Below are 19,872 nucleotides of genomic sequence, written 5' to 3'. Positions count from 1 at the left end.
TTTGGAACATGAAAAAATTTATCAAAGACTCATTTTTTAAATTCCTTCAAATTTTAACTGATTCAAAAAGTGCCTGGAAGTTTTATAAACCTATTGCCGAACTAAATGCAGATATATATTATCTGAAAAATGAGGAAAAGAAGAAAAAAATAGAGTCCGATTTTTATGAAAAATACAAATCACTGATTACATCCACAGTAAAGAGGGGTCCATTCAAAGGCTTAAAGTATCCTTTTATCCATGCCATCCATTCAACCATTTTTCCTAAACTCCTAGGTTTTTATGAGATGGAGCTACACGAGGTACTTAAAAAAATTGCCCCGAAGCCATACCGGACTATATTAGATGTGGGATGTGCAGAAGGATATTATGCAGTAGGTTTGGCTAAGCTGTTCCCAGATTCACGGATTTATGCGGTGGATATCAATCCACAGGCATTAGAGCAGGTAAAAAGCCTGGCGAAACACAATGGAATAAAGGAGGGAGAGGGATTTCTACTGATGGAGGGAATAACGGAAGAGTTTTTATTCAACTTGGATCCCCAAGAAAAGCACTTGATCTTTTCGGATTGTGAAGGGTATGAGCTTACTTTGTTTTCCGAGGAAGTAATCGGTTTTCTGAATAACTCGGATTTCATCATTGAATGCCATGATTTCGTCATGCCGGGGATCTCGGATCTTTTACAGGAAAGATTTCTGAAAACGCATCATGTACAATTAATAAAGAGCATTGATGATATATTCAGGTATCGCCATATCGAAGATCCTGAAATGAAAAAAATACCCCTGCAGGACATGATAAAACTTTTGGAAGAAAAGAGGCCAAACCAAATGGAATGGCTTTTCTGTGAAGCCAAAAGTCCGCTGAACGCTTAAATTCTAAATTTATTTTCAAAAACAGAGTCAAACTGGTTCTATTTTTGTCATAAATTGATTTTAAAAAAAATTAAGCTAGTTTAAAGTAAAGTTGTGGTGGCATTTAATTGATGCCAGAAGAAAGAATATGAGCAAAAATCTTTACTCAAAATTTATAATTTTTTTGCTGTTAATGCTTTCCAGCTTGGGAGCAATTTTCGCTATTGCCCCTTATCGGGATACAGATGAGAGGCTTTTAAAACTGACTGAAAGGGTTGAGAAGCTTTCCAGAATTTCTTCAGACACCATACCTTCCGATCCTAATGCCCGAATTTTTGCCGATATCGAAATCCCCATCCGTACCGGTTTTCCTTTTTGCGAAACCTTTATTGGAAATGATCTAAGGGAGAATATCGAATTCGGTGGGACAAACAACAATGTACAATTAACAGGGCAGTCCTTACAGCTGACTTCAAACGGTCAAGATGAAAATGGATATGTCTTTGTTGATTTCCCTTTCTCTTCTGCTTTTGGTCTAAAAGTATCCTTCGAATTTTCGGATTGGGGAGGAACATTAATTGGGGCTGATGGTATCAGTTTTTTTATGTTTGATGGATCGATTTCTGCTGCAGAATTCGAAATCGGTGGGACTGGAGGAGCATTGGGTTATACTGCTGTAAGGGCTACCAATAATGAACCAAACTTAATCAGTCCTGGCTTAAAAGGAGCGTACCTGGGCATTGGGTTTGATGAATTAGGAAACTTCGGGAATTCAAGAACCGGTAAATATGGAGGTTTTGAGGATCCCAATAATGATGATGCTCTAAGCAACACTCCATTATTTCCTCATTCTGTCATTGTAAGAGGTCCTGTAGATGGTGATGCGAGTACACCTTTCAAGGATAGAGACAGGATTAATGATTCCAAAAACATCCCTGGAACTTTGACGAGTCCAAGATGGGAATCCTACAAATTCATTGATGGTAGAATTTTCGATCCTTCAAGCACTGGAATAGCAACCACATTTCCTCCAGTGTCAGTGGCACAATACCTCCATTCTGAAAGGTTTGAGATTGATACTGATCAATTTGCCGCGGCCTGTGCTGAAGAAGGCTTCAGAAAAGTCTTCATTGATCTTAATCCTGTAGATGTCAACGACCGGTCAAAAGGTTACACAATTGAGGTAATAATGTTGGTCAATGACGGCGGGACAGTAAGATTGATAAATGTTTTCGACGGTCCTATTGTCTATGACTTCGAAGCCCCTGAACTATTAAAGGTAGGTTTTGCAGCTGCTACAGGACAAAACACAAATTTCCATGAGATCCGAAACGTAACCGTTCAGGTTTCCAATAAAGACCAGCTTGAAAAACCTCTAGTAGGTTCACTGAATGAAGAGGTTTGTGCCGGTGAGACCAACACCTTTGAATTGGACGTTGAATTAAGAAATGATGTCGACAATGCTTTTGTCAGATGTCTCCAATTATATTATACTGAGCAAGAGGCACAACAAGTAGTTCAAGATGATGCTATAAACATCCCCTTTCCTCCAGCATCCAATGGTGAATTATGTCTTACAGGAGATTGTAATGATTTACTTTGCCGCCCTGAAAGAACTTCCAGACCTGGCTATGATAATGTTACAGGTGAGTTAGCAGGACAATTTGAAGTATTCTTGGTTGACGAAGCAGGGGTGGAAGTTCCTAAAGTTAGGTTTGTTCCTGAACCAGGATATTCTGGTGAAACCACCATGTACTATACTGTGACAGATAACTTTGGACAAGTTTCTGATCCAAAACCTATCACGATTAAGATCAATCCTACTCCGGAGCCAGTCATTACCACATTGGATCCTTTGGTATGGGAGCAACAAGAAGCTGCTAACATTAAAGTACTTTTGAATATAGAGCCTGTAGTAGCCGGCGATACCTATGTTTGGATGAAGGATGGAGATCCTATTTCAGGCCAAAATGGAGTAAGCTACACAGCTACTACTCCTGGAGCTTATACTGTTGAGGTAACTTCAAATAAAGGTTGCGTTGGGATTTCAGCGGAAGAGGTGACCATTGAAATTGTAGATAATATAGATCCGGATTTCAATAATTCTCCTATTAGGGAAACATGCCAGGAACTTGGTAAAATAGAAGTAAGTATTCAGGGAGCAGCAGTTTCCGGTGTAGACTCAAACGGAAATCAAAGAAATGAAAAATGGAGGATCGTATCTACAAATGGTGATATAATTGTCGACTGGACTTTCCTTTCCACTGGACAATCCTCCATTGCATATACCGGACTTCCTGCAGGAGATTATATTTTTCAGATCGGTGATGAATTCAGATCCGGACAGCCTGGCAGCGATGGGCAACCATTATTTAGACATGAATTGCCATTCACAATCCTTCCTATCGAGAATCCTTTATTAATTGATTCAATAATTGTTGAGGATGAACTCTGTTTTGGAGATGGTGGTAAAATTACGGTTCAGGCATCAGGTGGGGATGGAGCAAGTACTTATGTTTACACTCTAACAAATACTTTAACAGCTGCTACTTATAGTCCAAATTCTGTAACAGGTGCTGTTGCAGTTTTTGAAAATATTCCTCAAGGAGAATATTCAGTCGATGTATCTAGTGCTGCCAGATGTCAAGTAAACCAAACAGTTGACCTAAATGGCCCTGCTTCTCCTTTGGCAATTAATTTAGTAGACGCTGATGGGACTTCCTGCGGTATTACTACCAGCGCTTTTGCAACCTGGGAAGTGACGGGTGGTACTCCAGCCTATTCTTTCCTAAGCCTTACCAAAGATGGAACTCCGGTGAGTACTCCAAATCTTGATCAAAATGCTGGGGTTTTCGCATTTACCGATTTGACTGTCGGGGAATACATTCTTACTATACAGGATACAAATGGATGTGAAATCAGTTCACAACCAATCCAGTTAAGCGATATTCCAGGGCCTCAATTTGAAGTTTCTGATGCAGTGGCATGTGAAGGAGAAACAGTCAATTTAATCCCGACCATCATTGACATCAGCAATGCCTCTCCAGTCTTTACATGGAAAACTCCAAATGGAGTAGTAATCACCAATAATGCCACCATAGCAGGTATAAAATATACTTTATCCGACCATGACGGGGATAATGCTACACCAGATCAATTGACTATTGAAGGTCTTTCCGATGGGGAATATGATTATACGCTTTCAATTACCGGAGACAATACCTGTAACTATCCGGATTTGAACGCAAAAGTCACAGTTTCTGAATTCCCTCCTTTAAAAGAGGTATTAGTAAAAAATCTGGATTGCTTTGAAGATAATTCCGGGGAACTTGAAGTAGTTCTTGAAGATTCTGCTGATCCTACCTCATTTTCTTATGAAATAGTAGGTGTAAGACCTGCACAGGATAATCCTGTTTTCACTGGATTACCAGCAGGTATTTACCAGATAAAGGTTGTCAATAAAATTACTGCTTGTGAAACCATCGAGGATGATGTTGAAATTACCCAGCCTGAATTATTGGTAATAGACAATATTGACTTTACAAACTCAACTTGCTCTTATCCTAACGGAACAATTACATTCGAACTAATAGGAGGGACGCCTGACTATTCAATAGAAATCAATTCAAAACCTTTTAGTGATTTCTCTGCTACTGTTAATGGAAACAGTTATTCTGTTATTGATTTATTGCCAGGCTCTTATGAAATCATAGTGACTGATGCTTTGGGCTGTCAAGTAACCGCTCAAACCATCGAATTGGTAAATGATGATTTGGATCCAATTAGCGTAGAAGACTTAAATGAAGAAATCTGCTTCGGATCCCCAGTTACTTTCACTCCTCAAATCACCACCCCAGGAAACTATACTGTTACTTGGTTTACAGACTCAGCAGCAGAAAATCCGATTACCAGCACATCCACTCCTGATACAGAAGGAAGAATATTCCAGATAAATGCTTCAGACAATAGTTTGACAGTAGAAGGTTTGGACGAAGGAGACTTTATTTTCTATTACAGAGTTGAGGGACCTAATCTCTGTCCTGACTACATCTTTGATGCAAAAGTGACTGTTTATCCTGAGCTTACAGCAGATCTTATAATCACCAATGAGACATGTTTTGAAGCTGGAGATGGTACGCTGACTATTCAAGCGAATGGAGCCAATGGAGATTTTGAATACAGCTTGGACGGCGCTGCTTTTGGATCTTCAAATGTTTTTGATAACCTCTTACCAGGATCTTATTCTGTAGAGATTAGAAGTTCAAACGGCTGCTCTATTACAGAAGATTTTACAATTGAAGGCCCTACGGCACCAATTTCAATCAATACTCCTGATATTTTAAGAGCAAACTGTGATTTGCCAAATGGAATTATCCAGAACCTTGTCATCTCAGGTGGATGGGGTAATTACCAAGTTGAATGGAGAAAGGGTTCCGAAACCGGCACAATAGTATCAGGAACTGTAAATGGCGCTGAAGATTTATTACCAGATACTTATTACCTGCTTGTTACAGATGAAAATGGTTGTAAAGAAGTATTCAATTTTATAGTAGAGGAATCTTCCGATCCAGTATATCAATTAACTCAACCTCAAAATATTTGTGAGGGAGAATCTATTACAATTGCACCAGTTCATCTTGCAGTTGCTCCTGGACTTCCACCTGCTGCTCCTACAGAAGTAAGATGGTATAAAAACCCAGGTCAAGTTGATCAGATCCAAACAGGAGTTGATCCACAAAATCCAGATGTTTCCTATGTGATTGACGATGTTGATTGGTTAAATCCTAAACTAACTGTTTCCGGTCTCGAACCAGGAACCTACACCTACTATTTTTATGTGGTTTGTACAGGAGCTGAGATTCCTGTGGAGGTGACAGTGTACCCGATTCCAGAAGTGACTTTTGAAGCTTTATCAATCAGTTGCATCGATTCCGAAGATGGTAGAATCACTGTAGCATCAGGTGCTGATCCAAACTTTGTATACTCACTCAATGGTGGAGCATTCATGGATCAGGCTGCACTCGAATCACTACAGCTTGCAGCTGGGGTTTATACAATTTCTGTTGAGCAAAAGTCAGTGGGATGTCCTTCTGAGCTATATTCTGTTGAGATCTTAAGTCCAGATGCAGCCTTAGACTTCGTTGAGATTGAACAAATAGATCCAAGTTGCGGGGCTCCTACAGGTATAATCTCAGGTGAGATAGCAGGAGGATGGCTTCCTTATACTGTCAATTTGAAAGATGGAGCGAATGTAATTGGATCTCAGGTTTCAACTGATGGCTTGTTTGCATTTGAGAATTTATTAGAAGGAAATTTTGATATTGAAGTCATAGATGATAGGGGATGTACCATTAGCTCATCTGTTCTGGCTTTAACTTTCGGTCCAACAAGAGTTGATGTAGAGGATATCACAATCTGTGAAGGTGACTTGGCTGTATTAGTGCCTTCTATGGAGCCATTTAATCCGGATGGTGAATTCAAATGGTACTTCGATTCCAATAAATCTTCTGAAATAGTTTCTTCTGCAACTCCTGCTGCTGATGGGAAAGTCTATACAATATCTGCAAGCGGTGAACTCACAGTTGCGGGCTTAGAGCCATCAGATTCACCTGTTGTGTATTATGTTGAAGTAGTAGGTAATGGCATTTGTGAGGGCTTCCTAGCTTCTCCTGAAGTGAAAATCATTCAAAAGCCTTCAATTACGCCAACTGTTCAAAATGAAGCATGCTTCGGAGATAATGGGACAATAAGCATAGCAGCACAATTCGGGGATGGAACTTACACTTATAGTATTGATGGTGTGAATTTCGTTTCTTCCAATACATTCGAAGTTTCACCGGGTATTTATACCCTGTATGTTGAAAGTGCAGGTTGTATTTCCCAATTGGATAATGTGGAAGTATTAGGACCAAACTCGGCTCTTCAGGTTGATGATTTGGTAGCAGTTGATCCAACATGTAACACCGATTCAGGAAGCTTAACCGTGACATTCTCTGGTGGCTTTACCTCCGGTTACACAATAGAATTATTGAAGGACAGCAATGTTATAGATACCCAGACAGCAGGTTCCCCGGTAGTATTTGATAATCTTTCTGCAGGCACTTATTCTGTGCGTCTATCTGATGGCTCATGTACCATCCTGAGTGAAGTAGTTGAGTTAATCTCTCAAAACACCCCGGTCGAAGCAGATGATCAAGTAATTTGTGAAGGGGAATCAGCCACTTTAACTCCGTCTACAACGCAGGTTGCCGGCACTCCGGAATTCAAATGGTATTTTGATTCTGAAGGAAATCAGCCGATTTCTAATGGTAGCTCTTCAGGAAATGTTTCTTATGAGATTAATTCCTCAGGAGAATTGACAGTTTCTGGCTTGCTTTCAAATGGCAGCCCTTATACCTATTATTTAACAGTAGAAGGTACAGGAATATGCCCTCCAGACCTTGTTCCTGTGCAGGTTAAGGTAAATGGTATTCCAAATTTAAGAGTTTCAAATCCTTCAATTGTTTGTGATCCAAACGAAACAGTTGATCTAAGAAATTACATTGAAGGATTCAACAATGCTGTCTATGACTATCGAGTAGAGAGTCCGCTTGGTCAGGTACTAAGATTGGATCAAATAGCAGCAGTAAATCAAACAGGGGATTATGTAGTTCAGACAAGTTTCAAGGGAACCAGCTGTTGGTCACCAAAACAAAGAATTAAAGTAATCATCTCTGATGAACTTCTAGTGCCTGATTTTGAATACCAAGCTGACTTAGGAGGAGGTATAATACTTCCAAACGCGGAAGTCCAAATACTCGAGGATGTAATGTTCCAAGATTTAACCACTGGAAAAGCGATTATATGGAATTGGGATTTTGGAGATGGCTCTTCAAGTTCAGCACAGAATCCAACGCATCAATATCAGAAAAAGGGAGTATACACAGTCACACTTACCACTATCGATGAATTCGGCTGTATGGCTGAAGTTCAAAAAACGATCGAAGCTTTTGACGATTATCTGGTCATGATACCAAATGCCTTCACCCCAACAGGACTCAAAAATCAATACTTTAAGCCTTACCACAGGGGTATCGTAGAAATAGATTTTTACATCTTCAATTTGTGGGGAGAGCTGATTTATCATACCGAGTCACTGGATGATTTAGGATGGGATGGTACTTTGAATTCTAAACCTGCCACACCTGGGAATTATGTCTATAGAGGAACATTTAGGTCTAAGTCTGGAGAAGAAATTCAAAAAGCTGGTACTTTTGTGCTCATTCGATAAATTTGACATTAGTACACCCCGTCAAAAAACATGTTTTTAAACCATTCTATAGTTTTTTTATTGTTATTGCTTTTAGCTCTAATCTATCAAAGATTAGCTCTAAGATTTAAAATCATAGATGTCCCCAATAAACGAAGCTCCCATGTCATTGCAACTGTGAGAGGAGGGGGGATTCTTTTTCCGGCAGCTGTAATTCTATGGTGGATGGCTTTTGACTTTCAAAATACCTGGATGGTCATTGGAATAATCTGGATCGCTGCCATTTCTATGATGGATGATCTTTATTCCCTTTCCAGAAAAATTAGATTCGGAATTCAGTTTCTTGCCGTCAGCATGGCTTTTTATGACTTGGAACTCTTCCAGATAATTCCTTGGTATTACATCCCTCTGTTTTATTTCCTAGCCATAGGTTGTATCAATGCAGTTAATTTCATGGATGGAATCAATGGCATCACAGGTTTGTATTCCCTAGTGTTTTTTGGAAGTCTTCTAGCCATCAATGTGTACACCCCGATTTTCGACAGGGAATTGGTGCAATATGAAATCCTGGCAATCTGTGTTTTTCTAATCTTTAATTTCAGAAAGCAAGCCTTGATGTTTGCCGGTGATATAGGAAGTATTTCCATTGCTTACCTGATGATTTATTTTTTGACTAAATGGTACCTCTACACCGAAAGTTGGACTGTTATCCTGGTTCTCTTGATTTATGGAATCGAAACAATCCTAACTATGGGCCAAAGAGCCCTAAAAAAGGAGAATGTACTCACTCCTCACCGAAAGCATCTGTATCAGATTATCGCCAATGAGGGTAAAAAGGATCATGTTATGATTTCCCTCACATATGCCTTACTCCAGCTTCTGATCAATTTCTTTTTATTCATCCAATTCAGGATGGTTCCAGAGCAGGATTTGGCCGTATTGGTAATCACAGTCTTTTGCCTGGTCTACTTAAGTATCAAATTATCTCTTCAAAGGAAATATCATTTGATTTAATTTAGACCTATTCCCATCCAAGCATTCTCCTTCCAAGATTTAAAAAACGAAAAGCCGCAGGAAACCCGCGGCTCTTTATTGGCACATGGCCCGATTTAAACTTAACGCTTATCAAAGTAAACACCTTAATTCGGCATATGAAATACCTAATATTGGGTATTTTTTACCCATTTTTAAACATTTTTCGCCCCGAAAACAGATTTTAACATAAAGAATTTTAATAATTAAGAAGCTCGTTTTACCTAATTTTTATTTTTCAAATCGGATATTTTTCGTCTAAAAAGTTAATTTCTCCTTAAAACACTGGCTTTTAGAATCAACCATTCCCCAAGGGATGAAACCGCCAATAGGAAGATATTAATTATTAACAAAAAGGATTGCGGATTTGGTATGAGTTTTGTCTTTTAATGATCTGTTTTTATTTACTTTGCATCAAATTTGACGATAGGCTTCTGCCTGTTGCAATTCCAAAAAAAACACCTAAAAATTTTAATCAAACCCCTAAAATGAAAGAAAAGTTATTCTCTTTTTCGATCAACCGCTCTCTGATTATTGCCCTAGTAAGTCTGATGGCTTTAGGAGCATGTAAGAGCAAAAAGAAGGCTGCTCAACCAGCACCAGCTCCGGCTCCTGTTGAGACAGTAGAACAAGCTCCACCACCACCTGCTCCTGTTGCTTCTGCTGAAGAAGTGGCTGCCGAAAAATTGGAGAACTATTTCAATAGCGTTGCTGCTGCTGGAAATACTTCCATGGCAAATCAATCCATTCAGGAAACCTTGGCCATGTTCTCAAATCAAGAAACTCCTGTTTTGATCGTGATCCACGAAGAAAACGGAATCAAAGATTATGATGAGCCAACCACCATCAAGAAATATCTTGAGTATCTAAAAGACACCAAGAAAAACCTGAATTTCATCTCTGACATTCGTCTGGATGCAAATGGAAAAGTTTCTGAATTGGAACTTAGAAGAAAATAAATTCCCATCTGAAAATATTGATTTGTTATGAAAAATAAAATGATCCTGATGTTGGGCTTATTTTTAGCCACAGCAGTAAGTGTATTCGCTCAGGCAGACGATATCAGCCCGGCTAGAAAGCAGGCTATCGATTCCCTGGCACTAGAAAAAGTAAAAGATTTAAGTAAATATATTTCCATTATCGGAAGCAAGGAAACTCAGTTTTCTGAAGCAAACCGTGTAATGGACAGAGCTGAAGAGCTTTTCGCTCCAGGTGCTGAAATGGGTGTATCAAGCATCAACTCAAGCGAAATCGCTTACTATAAAGTAAGACGTTATTTCGAAAGATTGATGGCATTGAATTACGACAGGGTAAATATCACCTGGTATGACATTCAATACATCTCTGATCTTGAAAGACAGCCTGACGGCAGATATGTAGGTGTGATTACAGTTTTCCAGAGATTCGAAGGAACTTCCATTGAAACTGGGATGAACTATAAGGATACCACTAAGAAAGATATTACTATTTACGTTGAGAAAAAGCAGACTCAAATTGCCGGCCGTACCATTGAATTCTGGGACGTTATGCTAGGTGATGTAAGAGTTACTGAAACCTCCGCATGAGATTAATTTCCCTGATTTTTGCGCTATTTATCGCAAACATCTTTTTTGTCTCGGGGCAGGGCATAGGCAGCCCCGGGACAATTAAAGATGATGGCAGATTCGCCGCATCAACAAAACAAGTCAATCAATTTTTTAGAAGATTCAATGCCGAAGAATCACCTACCGACGGAAACGTCAGGTATTATCCCGGTGATTCTCTTTACCACAATAGAGCATTACGAGAAGGTTTTATCAAAGTATTGTTTGATAACCAGACCTCTTCTATTTCATCCGATTTAAAAGAAAGCTTCATCAAGAATGTACTTTCTGCTGATTATCCGCAATATCTGAACTTTCACAGGGAAGGCTGGCTCGCAGAAGTGCAGGCTGATTTCTTCTTCAAAGGAAAGCGGGAGACGGCTACCTTATTCCTAAAACTCCAACCAGAAGGCTTGGGGTATGAATGGGTCATAGATAGGGTAAGTTTTCCCCCTTTTAAGAATCTATTCAACAAGCCGGTAGGAAATGAAAAGGATTTCCTACACCCTTTAAGCCATGAACTGGGCTTTATGAACCTCCGTAGAGCCTTTCAGGACTCAAATTTGCCTGAGGCTTTTACCAAATCCAGTTTCGAACCGGATTATTTGACACTGTTTTTGTATGAGATGAAACAGAACAACATCAAATTCGAAACTGTCAAAGATGTCAAATTCCATTTCTTCCAAATCGAAGGATGGTATTTTGAAGTCAACCAATTCAACCGTCCTGGCTTTAATACAGGCTGGCTGATTTCAAACCTGGTAAGATTAAATCCAGGGGACAAGGAAACAATCCTGAAATACATTTATGATCAAGAGTAAAGCATCCATATTCCTTTTATTCCTCTTTAGCCTCACATTTGCTGCGAAAGCCCAAAGTATCAAAGGCTATACTCAGGAAGAAATCAAAGACTTCTCCGGAAAGGTGGAAGATCAGGTGCGTTTTTTGGAATACCTGCTCAATACCGTAGGGAATCAGGAAACCCCTGCCCGAGATAAAGATGTGGTAATCCGCGAGTCCTACCTCAAAATATTCAGAGATGCCCAAGTCCAAGTGGAAGATGATTTGCTCATGGATAGAAAAGTGGTGACCAATAAGGACGTTACTGCTTACCTCAAAGACATTGAATTCTTTTTCAATAATGTCAATTTCAAATTCAAAATCAGGGAAGTTAAACCTTCCCAAAAAGATAATGGAGATGTGTTCTTCCTGGTGTCCCTAGATAGAACCATCACAGCAACCGGCAAATCCGGTGAAAAAATCAGCAATACCAAACCTCGCTTCGTTGAGGTCAACCTGGATGATAAATCCCAGGAACTTAAAATTGCCAGCATGTACACCACCAAGCTCAGTAGAGATGAGGAGCTTAAAGAATGGTGGGAGATTCTGGATCCTAATTGGAAGGCATTCTTCCAGGATAAATTCCAATTGTCTCCTTACGATTCCGTAGACGTTGACATGCTTTACAAATTCGTAGGATTGGATTCCTTGGATATCTCCGGAACAGATTCCCTATTGGATCTGAAGCCAATGGAAGCCATGCGCGAACTCAGATATGTGAATCTAAGCAATACCAAAATCACTGCGCTTGGTCCGATCTCGAATGTGACATTCTTGGAATACCTGGATGTTTCAAATACTCCTGCATCAGATATTCAGTTTATCAAATACTCTGATCGCCTAAAGCATCTGGATATCTCCAATACCAATATTCAGAACATCGATGAGCTCGCTAATTTAAAATCCCTGACTAGCCTCAAGGCCAATAAAACTCCTATTATGAGTTTTGCTGTCTTGAATGAATTTGATAGCCTGAAAAAGTTGAGTTTGGTAGAAAGTGGTTTCAACAATACCGAAAACATAAAAGATTTGAAGCGTTTGGTAGAATTAGACTTGAGTAGAAATTACTTGATCAATTTTACATCCTTACAGCAACTTGAAAATCTGACCTATCTCAACTTATCAGAAACAAATATTCAAGATCTGACTCCTCTGAATTCATTGGATAGCCTTGAAGTAGTAGATCTTACTTCTACTCAGATTTCAGATATTTCTGTGCTGAACGCCAAACCTAAATTGATCAAAGTACTAGCTGATCAATCCAAACTGACCAATATTGCTGCAGATAATTTCATCAGAAATAATCCAAAAGTACTTTTGATCCACCACGTCAAAGATCTTGAATCCTGGTGGGCTGGTCTTTCTGAGGCATGGAAAAACACTTTGAAAGAGGCTAATCCAAAAATCCGCACAGACAATCCTAATGTGGAAATCCTGAGTGAAACCATAGGAATGGAGAGCTTGGATCTTTCAGGTAAAGGAATTGTCACGCTCAACCCAGTTACCAGATTTGCCAAACTAGTGAAGGTGGATTTCTCAGAAAATGAAGTCACAGATCTTCTTCCACTCTCTGAAGTAAAGACATTGGTGGTAATCACTGGAAAAAACACAGGAATCAAGGATATCTCTCCATTGAAAAACAATGAGTTGCTGGAAAGCCTAGACTTGGAGGGTTCGCCAGTAGAAAGCATCATGGATGTTTTGGCACTACCCGAACTCAACTACCTCAACGTGAATAATTCTGCGATTTTCCCTGAGGAAGTTCCGGAGATTTTGATTCAGAAACCAGGCTTAAATATCATTTACAGAACTGATGCCTTACTTACTTGGTGGGAGGGATTAGATGATACTTGGAAAAACCTACTTCGAAAACAAAACGGAACACCTGAGAATCCTGATGCAGATCAATTGCATGCGATGACTGGTAAATCTTCCTTGACCTTCGAAAGGGTTTCCCTAGGGAATATCGAAGCCTTGACCATGTTTAGCAATCTTCGGAGTCTGACCATTTTTGATGCTCCTCTGACGAATATCGCTCCTTTGGCAGAAATGAAATTGCTTCAAACCTTGAAAGTTTCACAGGTTCCAGTTGTCGATTTTTCACCTATCAGTGGTTTGGTTAAACTCGAGGAACTTGATATTTCCAATACAGGTATTGAGGATTTGGAGCCATTGGCAAATCTGATCAACCTAAAGAAACTGAATATTTCCGGTACCAACTTGAAAGTACTTCGAGGTTTGGAAGGATTGATAAATCTAGAGGAACTTGATGTGGCCAGTACCAATTTGAGATCTTTGAGACCTATCGAAGGCCTAACTGGATTGAAAAAACTATCCTGTTTCAATACCCGGCTAAACAGCCGCTCAGTTGATAATTTCAAGTCGGCTGTTCCAGGTTGTGAGGTCAGATATTATTAAAATATAAGGGTAGAAAAAATATGGAAAAAAATCCCTTAATGATTTTCTAGGAAAAATGTTGAGAAAAGTTGCTTAATCACCCTGACATAAAGGTATATAGTAGCTTGGAGAAAAAAATACCCAGTACTGGGTATTTTTTTGTTTATGGGCATGGTAGTTATCCACAATTTTAGCTATTTGAAAGAAAATTTTGTCTTTTAGGAAGATTGTTATTAATTGTTTAAGAGTGAAAAATTAAATGGTTTTGGAAAAAAATAAGCGATTTAACATTCTTCTTACTTTTTCCTGCCTGTTTTCGCTTGCCTTGATTCTTTTTGGGATCAACAAAGGATTTGATTGGTCTGATGAGGGCCTATACCTTTTACTACTGGATCCAGATCAGGAGAATTTTGCCGGGGTTTATTTCTATGACCTTTTTTTCAAGCTAGCATTTCAAGGTTTCGGGACTAAATTGGGAATCATCGACTCCAGAGTTTTGAGATTACTCTTCTACTTCCTGGCAGCCATCTTTTGCTCTGAATTCTGGAAAAACTTAAAACAAAAATCCACTTATTCATGGAATTATGCAGTGGTATTCCTATTGGCTCTTTTTTCAGGTTATGCCTTTTTGCCTCCAAGCCTATCTTACAATTCCCTGTCAGTTGTCATTGCTTGCGCTTGGCTAACTTTAATTAGTAAAGAATCAGGCAAACTACTAACGCATCTATTGATCGGATTTCTCTTAGCCCTTTTGGTTTATGTTAAGATCACGGCTGCTTTTACACTGGGAGTAATCACAATGGGACTTTGGTTCTGGAGGAAGGAGTTCAACTGGAAATCGTCAATATGTCTGATCCTGCCTTTTCTTATTTTGGAGCTTTTGTTTTATACTTCTCTAAATCAATCGGCAATCAACAGAATCAAAAACAGCTTTGATATAATAGGAGCCAGGCCGGATTACCAATGGCTGCTTTTGATCAAAAATAACTTAGTAGGTGTCTTTTGGATAGCATTGATTGCTTTGCCTACTTTCCTTTTGGCAATAATGAGATACGCGAACAAATCCTGGAATTTAGCCCTGATAGTCTGTTTAGCTTTGATTATCTCTTATGTTACCATGGTTACTCAGGAATGGTCTCATGCTATCATGATAGGAACCGCTGCGTTCTTGGCTTGGCGCATTGGGAAAACTGACTGGAGGCAAGTTCCTTTGCAGGAAAAGCAGCAATTGCTGGTACTGATACTATTGCCTTTTGCACTTCATTTTGGTTCCAATGTGTATTGGATGCGACTCTCTATACACTATTGGATTTTTTGGCTTATAGGAGCCATGCTCTTAACTTCTAAAGAAGAAAAATTAATCAAAAGAGTAGGAGTGAGTATCTCCTTCCTAAGCCCAGTTTTGCTTTTATCTGGGATATGGATCATGCCATTTAGCGAAATCCCATTATGGAATTCTAACACTCCTTGGGAATATGCTCCTGGCAAACATATTTACTTGACTTCGGAAATGGTTGAAGTTTTAGAGAATATCAAAGCACAAACAATTGACCTCAAAGACGAAGAATTCATTGCTGTTTACAGGAATCCTGGTTGGTTGGTTTTATTAGATCGAACATCCCCACACAGTCCCGGATTCTGGGATAAGGAGCAGCTGCAATCCATTTATCCGGATTTTCCAGCTGGATTCAAAGCAATTCTGTATTTTCCCTATCAGGAATTACCAAATCCTCTTCCATCCAGCTTTGAATCCAAAGAATACAAAATGGCGCAGGGGAATCTTATTCTTGAATTAAGGAAAAACCCGCAGTGATAGAAAAACTGAACAAAAACTTCTTTCTTATTTGGACCTGTATTGGCATCGCAGCTGGAATATGCATTTGGTTTCTACCTTGGCGATTTCAAGTCAATGATGATCAAATCATGATGTGGCTTGTTTCAGGTGCTTATACCGGTACTCCTGAATCCTACGCAGTGTTTATTCATCCAATTCTAAGTTGGCTTTTTTCAAAGCTTTACAGCATTCATCCCAATTTAAATTTGTATGGATTGACATGGTTTGGACTTATGTTGATCAGCTACTTAGTCTGGCTAAATGTAGTATTTAAGCGATTTAATAGTCTTTGGACTTCCATGCTCTGGGCTGGTATATTATTAGCCTTGTTGGTACACTTTCTATTCTTCCTCCAATTTTCCATTGTTGCAGGATTTACAATTTCAGCAGGCTTAGCACTTAGATGTAATAGCCAAGATAAAAGAAGTTCCATCTTAAGTTATATCCTTATTTCTGCTGGTATGCTTGTTCGAATCGAGGTAATGTTATTCATGCTTCTCGTCTTTTGTTTCTTAGGTTTTGTCAACTTTCAAAAAAAACTCAACTTTCAAGCAATTATTATCCCTTCAGCTATTCTATTTGCAGGCTATCTTTTGCAGTTCTTCTGGATCTATATTCAAGGCCTTCAAGATTTTACTGAAACTAATCGCTTGAGATCCTCAGTATTTGATCACCCAGTATTACAACTTCATCAAGAGGAATTGAGTGATATAAATCCAGATTTGGTTCATTTTTCCAATGGCTTGATGGATTTTCAAGTTGATCAACTTTCTAATGAAAAATTAGAGCAATGGAAAAATTATCTTGATGAAAACCAAAACCTAATGCTTTCCTTTAGCTCCTTTTGGAAGGCACTAACTTACTTTATCCTCAATGAGCGTTTTCTTTTAGTTATCACCTTCCTCTTTCTTTTCTTTGCTGCCCTTAATGACTGGAAGTCTACCATAAAAACACTTTTGATTTTTGTTGTATTACTTATTGGAATGCTTCCTTTTTTCTTGTTGAAAGTTCAGGTTTATTCCATTTTGGGCTTGGTATTCATGTTATGGATGACACTTAGTCTCAAAGAGTCTAAACAATCAAAGTTTTATGCCCAAGTATTCCTTCCTCTCTTGCTAATAGTTTTGGCCTACCATTCCTTTACATTTTTGAATTCTAAGCAAGAGACTGTAAAGCTTCCTGATACATTACTGGAAACCAAAGTGGATGAGGTATTTATCATTACACAAAACCATCACTATAAAAGCTCACTTACCCAATTGGGACCTAAATTTAAATTGCTAGGATGGCCAACTCTTTGGGCAAAATATCAATCTATCCCAATTAAAGAAAATAGAGTCTATTGGGTAGAAAAACAGGTGTTTGAAATGAATAAAGGTTATTTTGAATCTCTAAAAGCCAATCAAAAAATTGATCCTCAAATCCTGATTTTTGACTGATGAAAACTCTCAATTTTCCATCGTTTGGAAGGATCCTTCTTCATATAGCTGTAGTGCTTTTATATCTTGGGACTATAGCGTTTTTATTCAGAGGATTGGGCTTTATCGATGTAAAAGACCATAATTTTCTATTGATAGATTACCTGGATGCAGGATATTTTCCGCTTCCTCCTGGATACTACCTGATGATATATTTGGTAGACCTGATTATCAGAATCAAATACCCATTTGTTGCCAGTTCTATATTGGTACTAACTTTATTTCTTTGGTGGAAATTCAAACTTCTATATTCCTGGCTGCTCAGTTCAATTAAAATAAAGGAAGCTTATCTCTCCTTTATAGCCCTCGGATTTTTGTTTCTCTCACCTATTTACATACCAGCCATTGACGGTGATTTTTGGTACTTAGGGAAGTTTACCCAAACCATTTGGCATAACTCTACGCTGATCTGTGTCTTCCCATTTTGCATCCTTTTGACTAAAGAAACCCTTAAATGGCTTGAAAATGGAGACTTTTCAAAACTTCTGATGATGTTTTTCTGGGCTTTAGCCATCATTTTGATCAAACCTAGCTTTCTGTTTTGTTACATACCAACCTTACCGATTTTGATTTTATGGAGAGATAGGCGCCTCTCGTCCCAACTCCTCTGGGCTACAGGTTTTTCAGTTTTACTCTTCATATTACTTCTAGTAGAAAAAGAATTGATTTTCTCATGGGATCCTATGCAGGATGAGCTTTATACAGATGCAGAGAAATCTAAGGTGGTATTCAACCCTTTTAGAGTCTGGCTGTATTATTCCAAAGAGCCGATCTTTGATTTTGTGGGTAGTTTTCCTCTAGTTATAGTTTTCTTTTTGTATTGGTGTCAAGAAGGACTCAATTCAACCTTTTTTAAGTTTACCTGTTTATTGCTGTTTTTTGCGATTATGGTTTACCTGGTATTTGCTGAAACTGGATTTCGTGAACTTCATGGCAATTTTTATTGGCAGATTCCAATAGCTCTCTTTCTAAACTCACTAAGCATTTTGATTATAGTCTTGGCTGATCTCTCAAAAAATGGGAAAACTAAACTAAAACATTACATTTTCTTTTTAGTCTATGTTTTGCAGGTATGCCTGGGGCTGGGTTATTGGTTAAGGATTTTTGTTGAGCGAACCTTAAGTTGATTATTTTCCTCTACTAAAATTTGTAGAGGTTCTTCCATTTTCTGTGAATAATAAGGAAGAATATATCGAATAGGCTGGCCAGAATTTCCCTGTAAAGGAAGTTGATCTAGCGCATATTCTTTAATTACTAAAGTATCCAAAAGAATTAGGGCCTCTTTTTCGAACCTTATTTGCTCAATAATTAGTGGAGGTATTGTTCTTACTTCTGGATCAATTCTATGATGTATTATTTTGAATTGAAATGGAAGAATGAGCACAAAAGAGCACAGGCTCATTGAAAGTAAAAGAGTGTTACTCCATATTTTCTTCGCAAAACAAACCATTGATAAATTCAAAAATATGGCGAAAACTGTATACATCCGCAGCTCCACCCAACTGTAATTTTTGTAAAGAATAAGATTAAATAGCATGACACAGGCCAAAGTCATTAGCCCAAATTTCACGATTCTATATTGTCTATAGTATATCCAAGAAAATAAAATAGTACACAGAATCCATAGTTTTAATACCGTATAGAAATACCCCTCGGTATATGTAAATGCGAAATAGATATTGCGTTTGATGTTAAAAAGGATGTCGGATATTATAGTACTGTATTTTTGAGCAGCCAAGGACTCGCCCAGGTCAGAAAAAACATTGGGCACCTTTTCATGAAAATACTGCTGCAAAACATAGGCTAACAAAAGGCCCAATATGCCGAAAAACAAAAAATCCACTTTTCTGGGTTTTTGCTTGAGAAATTGAAAACCAAAAAAAGCAAAGAACCAGGTGCTTCGAATTAGCCCCAAACCCAAAATGAGAAGAGCCACATAGACTAGTCCTGAGTTTTTCATCGCTTTTTGCTGATTGGAGATTAGCACATATAATAAAATCCCCCCAGCAATATGCATGAGTTCAGGTAGAAAGGTAATGGAATAAAAAAACACGAATGGACTCCCCAAAACCAATAGCATTTGAAGCAATTTTCTCTTTTTGGTGAGTTCCTGGCAGAACCACAAAATCATAAGAGAGCAAATCAACAAGCCTAGATTTATCCAAAGGATGCTTTGGTTACTCCAGCCCAATAACTTTGAAATCAATCCATAGATTAAAGGATAGGCTACCCCATGGGCATCTACTCCAAGGTATTTTGAGCCCTGACCGCTATAGGTAAAAGCTGCTCTTAAGCTATTGTTGAGATAGAAATTCTCTGAATTCTTAAAATAAAAATACTCATCCCCATAATAAGGGAGATAGCTTCCATCTATGAAATAGAAAAAATATCCATAAACCCCAAGAATGGCAATTAGTAGAAAAAGCAAGAAGTAAATACCCTGCTTTCCTCCCCAATCACTAGAATTTAATTTTTTTAGCAATGCCCTTGAGATTTAATGTCAACCAAAAATGTGTAGAAATTACGCATTTCCCAAGGTCACCTTTGATTTGTCCCAAGCTTTATCATTTGCATTTCCCATTTCCCCTTCTAAATTTGTCTAACC

Annotated in this window: 11 protein-coding genes; 10 read left to right on the top strand and 1 reads right to left on the bottom strand. The window is 38.5% G+C overall.

The window, feature by feature from the left end:
- Window positions 1-8 precede the first annotated feature (8 nt).
- From J0A69_RS19045 to J0A69_RS19000, 10 genes are all read left to right on the top strand, one after another.
- On the top strand, window positions 9-875 hold the full coding sequence (locus J0A69_RS19045) for a class I SAM-dependent methyltransferase (protein ID WP_206588215.1): 867 nt from the start codon (window positions 9-11) through the stop codon (window positions 873-875).
- Between the two features lie 172 nt (window positions 876-1,047).
- On the top strand, window positions 1,048-8,124 hold the full coding sequence (locus tag J0A69_RS19040; RefSeq protein ID WP_206588214.1) for a PKD domain-containing protein: 7,077 nt from the start codon (window positions 1,048-1,050) through the stop codon (window positions 8,122-8,124).
- Window positions 8,125-8,154: 30 nt separating this feature from the next.
- Window positions 8,155-9,117 (top strand): MraY family glycosyltransferase, encoded by a 963-nt coding sequence (locus tag J0A69_RS19035; protein WP_206588213.1) that lies wholly within the window; start codon window positions 8,155-8,157, stop codon window positions 9,115-9,117.
- A gap of 506 nt (window positions 9,118-9,623) precedes the next feature.
- On the top strand, window positions 9,624-10,094 hold the full coding sequence (locus J0A69_RS19030) for a nucleoid-structuring protein H-NS (protein ID WP_206588212.1): 471 nt from the start codon (window positions 9,624-9,626) through the stop codon (window positions 10,092-10,094).
- 27 nt (window positions 10,095-10,121) lie between these two features.
- Window positions 10,122-10,700 (top strand): hypothetical protein, encoded by a 579-nt coding sequence (locus J0A69_RS19025; protein ID WP_206588211.1) that lies wholly within the window; start codon window positions 10,122-10,124, stop codon window positions 10,698-10,700.
- Window positions 10,697-11,539: a hypothetical protein gene (locus J0A69_RS19020; protein ID WP_206588210.1), complete on the top strand. Its 843-nt coding sequence runs from the start codon at window positions 10,697-10,699 to the stop codon at window positions 11,537-11,539. The genes J0A69_RS19025 and J0A69_RS19020 overlap by 4 nt, the downstream gene beginning before the upstream one ends.
- Entirely contained in the window at window positions 11,526-13,976 is a 2,451-nt protein-coding gene (locus J0A69_RS19015; RefSeq protein ID WP_206588209.1) for a leucine-rich repeat domain-containing protein, read from the top strand. The genes J0A69_RS19020 and J0A69_RS19015 overlap by 14 nt, the downstream gene beginning before the upstream one ends.
- A gap of 244 nt (window positions 13,977-14,220) precedes the next feature.
- Window positions 14,221-15,768 (top strand): hypothetical protein, encoded by a 1,548-nt coding sequence (locus J0A69_RS19010; RefSeq protein ID WP_206588208.1) that lies wholly within the window; start codon window positions 14,221-14,223, stop codon window positions 15,766-15,768.
- Between the two features lie 110 nt (window positions 15,769-15,878).
- Window positions 15,879-17,228, top strand: coding sequence for a hypothetical protein (locus J0A69_RS19005; RefSeq protein WP_206588207.1), 1,350 nt, complete (start codon window positions 15,879-15,881; stop codon window positions 17,226-17,228).
- Window positions 17,228-18,394: a hypothetical protein gene (locus J0A69_RS19000; protein ID WP_206588206.1), complete on the top strand. Its 1,167-nt coding sequence runs from the start codon at window positions 17,228-17,230 to the stop codon at window positions 18,392-18,394. Before J0A69_RS19005 ends, J0A69_RS19000 begins: the two co-directional genes overlap by 1 nt.
- Here J0A69_RS19000 and J0A69_RS18995 read toward each other — a convergent pair.
- On the bottom strand, window positions 18,355-19,749 hold the full coding sequence (locus J0A69_RS18995; protein WP_206588205.1) for a hypothetical protein: 1,395 nt from the start codon (window positions 19,747-19,749) through the stop codon (window positions 18,355-18,357). The two genes, J0A69_RS19000 and J0A69_RS18995, sit on opposite strands and share 40 nt — an antisense overlap.
- Between the last annotated feature and the right edge of the window lie 123 nt (window positions 19,750-19,872).

This window comes from Algoriphagus pacificus (assembly GCF_017254845.1).
GTDB lineage: Bacteria > Bacteroidota > Bacteroidia > Cytophagales > Cyclobacteriaceae > Algoriphagus > Algoriphagus pacificus.
The sequence above is the reverse complement of the archived record's forward strand: the minus strand, read 5'-3'. Positions and strand labels throughout refer to the sequence as shown.